At 73.8% G+C, this 2,229-nt stretch carries 3 protein-coding genes; all 3 read right to left on the bottom strand.

The window, feature by feature from the left end; all coding sequences use genetic code 11:
- Positions 1-580 (bottom strand): DNA polymerase III subunit delta' (locus tag GTW08_RS22320; RefSeq protein WP_346009954.1); only part of this gene is annotated, 580 nt, incomplete at its 3' end.
- Positions 581-594: 14 nt separating this feature from the next.
- Positions 595-1,917: an MFS transporter gene (locus GTW08_RS22325; protein ID WP_083658693.1), complete on the bottom strand. Its 1,323-nt coding sequence runs from the start codon at positions 1,915-1,917 to the stop codon at positions 595-597.
- Positions 1,918-1,996: 79 nt separating this feature from the next.
- Positions 1,997-2,229 (bottom strand): hypothetical protein (locus tag GTW08_RS22330; protein ID WP_161152469.1); only part of this gene is annotated, 233 nt, incomplete at its 5' end.

Genomic DNA, 2,229 nt, shown 5'->3' on the forward strand with positions numbered 1-2,229 from the left:
GGCCGACGTGGCCGCCGCACACCGACGCCGCCCACTGCGCCTGGTCCGGGTCGATGCCGTCGCGGTCGCGCAGCACCCCGGCGACGGCCTCGGGCGCCGGACTGCGCAGGTGCACCATCCGGCAGCGCGACCGGATGGTGACGGGCACGTCGTCGGGGTGGTCCGACGGCGCGCACAGCAGGAACACCGTCTCGGGCGCCGGCTCCTCGACCGCCTTGAGCAGCGCGTTCGACGCGCCCTCGGTGAGCCGGTCGGCGTCGGCGATGATCACGATCTGCCAGGTCCCGGTGGCGGGCTTCCGGGCGGCGAGCTGGACGAGCGAGCGCATCTCGGCGACCGAGATGGACAGCCCCTCGGGGACGATCTCGCGGACGTCGGAGTGGGTGCCCGCCATGACGGTCCGGCAGGCCGCGCACTCGCCGCAGCCGTGGTAGCGGCACTGCAGCGCGGCCGCGAAGGCGCGTGCGGCGTTCGACCGGCCGGAGCCGGGCGGGCCGGTGAACAGCCAGGCGTGGGTCATCGCCGTCGGGTCCGACGCCGCCCCGTCCAGCTCGGCGACGGCGGCGGGCTGGCCCACCACGTCGTCCCACACGCTCACGACGCCCCCTCCTCCGTCATCTGCCGGCGCGCGACGACGCCGACCACCGCCGCCAGGACGCCCCCGCCGGCGAGGACGAACCGTGTGCCGTCGACCAGCAGCGCGGTGTCGCCCACGGTCACCGTCCGCGTCGCCACGACGCCGACGACGACCGGCACCACCGACATCGCCCCCAGCAGCACCAGCCGCACCAGGGACTGGACGAACGCGTTGACCCGACCACGGATCCCGTCGGCGACCTCGGTGCCGATGACCGTGAGCCCGGTCAGGAACGCGACCCCGGCGAACGCACCCACGCACAGCACCGCGGCGATCGCCATGAACAGGTGCACCGCCACCGCCACGACGACCAACGACCCCCCGGCCCCGATGATCGCGCTGCCGAACAGCCGCCGGTGCGGCACCCGCCGGGCCAGCACCGGACCGACGGCCATGCCCGCGGCGAGACCGGCGAACACCGACGCGAACAGGATCGAGTACGCCGCATCCCCGCCGCCGAGGCTCGACGCGTAGAGCTTGGCCGTCGCGATCACGGCGCCGCCCGCGGTGAACGCGCCGATGATCCCGACGACCAGCCCGCGCACGAGGGGGGTGCGGACGACGAAGGTGTAGCCGTCGCGCAGCAGGAACAGCATCGACGGCGGGGCGTGCCGCCGCTCGGCCTCGGTGGCCCGGCCGGAGATCTCCGGGATCGCGAAGTACACGACCAGCGCCGAGACCAGGAACGCGAACCCGTTGACGCACAGCGCCGCGTAGACGGTGGTCGCCTGGTCCGCGCCGAACAGCGGGCCGACCTTGCTGACCAGCGCGAAGAGCCCCGCACCCCCGACGACGGCGACGCCGTAGGTCACCAGCAGGCTCAGCTGCGCCGCACTCTCCATCTGGGCCGGGCTGCGCAGCAGGTTCGGGACCGCCGCGTCCTTCGCCGGGATCCAGAACATGGTGCACAGCTCGAGGAGCAGGGTCACGACCAGCAGCCACCACAGCTGCCCGACGAACGGGATCGACAGCAGCAGCACGAACTTCGTGAGGTCACAGGTCACCATGACCTTGCGCCGGTCGAAGCGGTCGGCGAGCACCCCGGCGAGCGGCCCGAACAGCAGCGACGGCACCAGTTTGGTCGCGACGACGCCCCCGAGCGCGAAGCTCTGCGCGGTGAACCCGGCGCCCGCGGTGAGGTGGGTGGCCAGCGACGTGAGCGCCAGCAGCGCCAGCCACTCGCCGGTCGCGGTGACCGCGGTGACCGACCAGAGCCTGCGGAAGGCGGGGATCGCGAGGACCGACGTCAGGCGGTGCGACGTCGACGACGGGGTCGTGATCGCGGCTCACCTCCTCCTCACCCGGCACGGCGTGCGGATCTTCAGGCTAGACCGGGCGACCGACAGCGGACGCGCTGCCTCAGACGATGGTGGACAGCGTCTGGACGAGGATCACCAGGTAGATCAGGACGAAGACGATCGTGAACACCCGGGCCCCGACCCGGCCGCGGGTCAGCCGCGAGAAGCCGAGCAGGCCGTTGTCGAGGTCGACCGGGGGCCGGGCGGACACCGCGGGCGGCCGGTAGACCGTGCCGACGGGCTCGTCGCCGTCCGCGCGGGGGCGACGCGGGGCGGGCAGCCGGGGCACCGGGC

It is taken from the genome of Pseudonocardia sp. SID8383, from assembly GCF_009864975.1.
In the GTDB taxonomy this organism is placed as follows: domain Bacteria; phylum Actinomycetota; class Actinomycetes; order Mycobacteriales; family Pseudonocardiaceae; genus Pseudonocardia; species Pseudonocardia alni.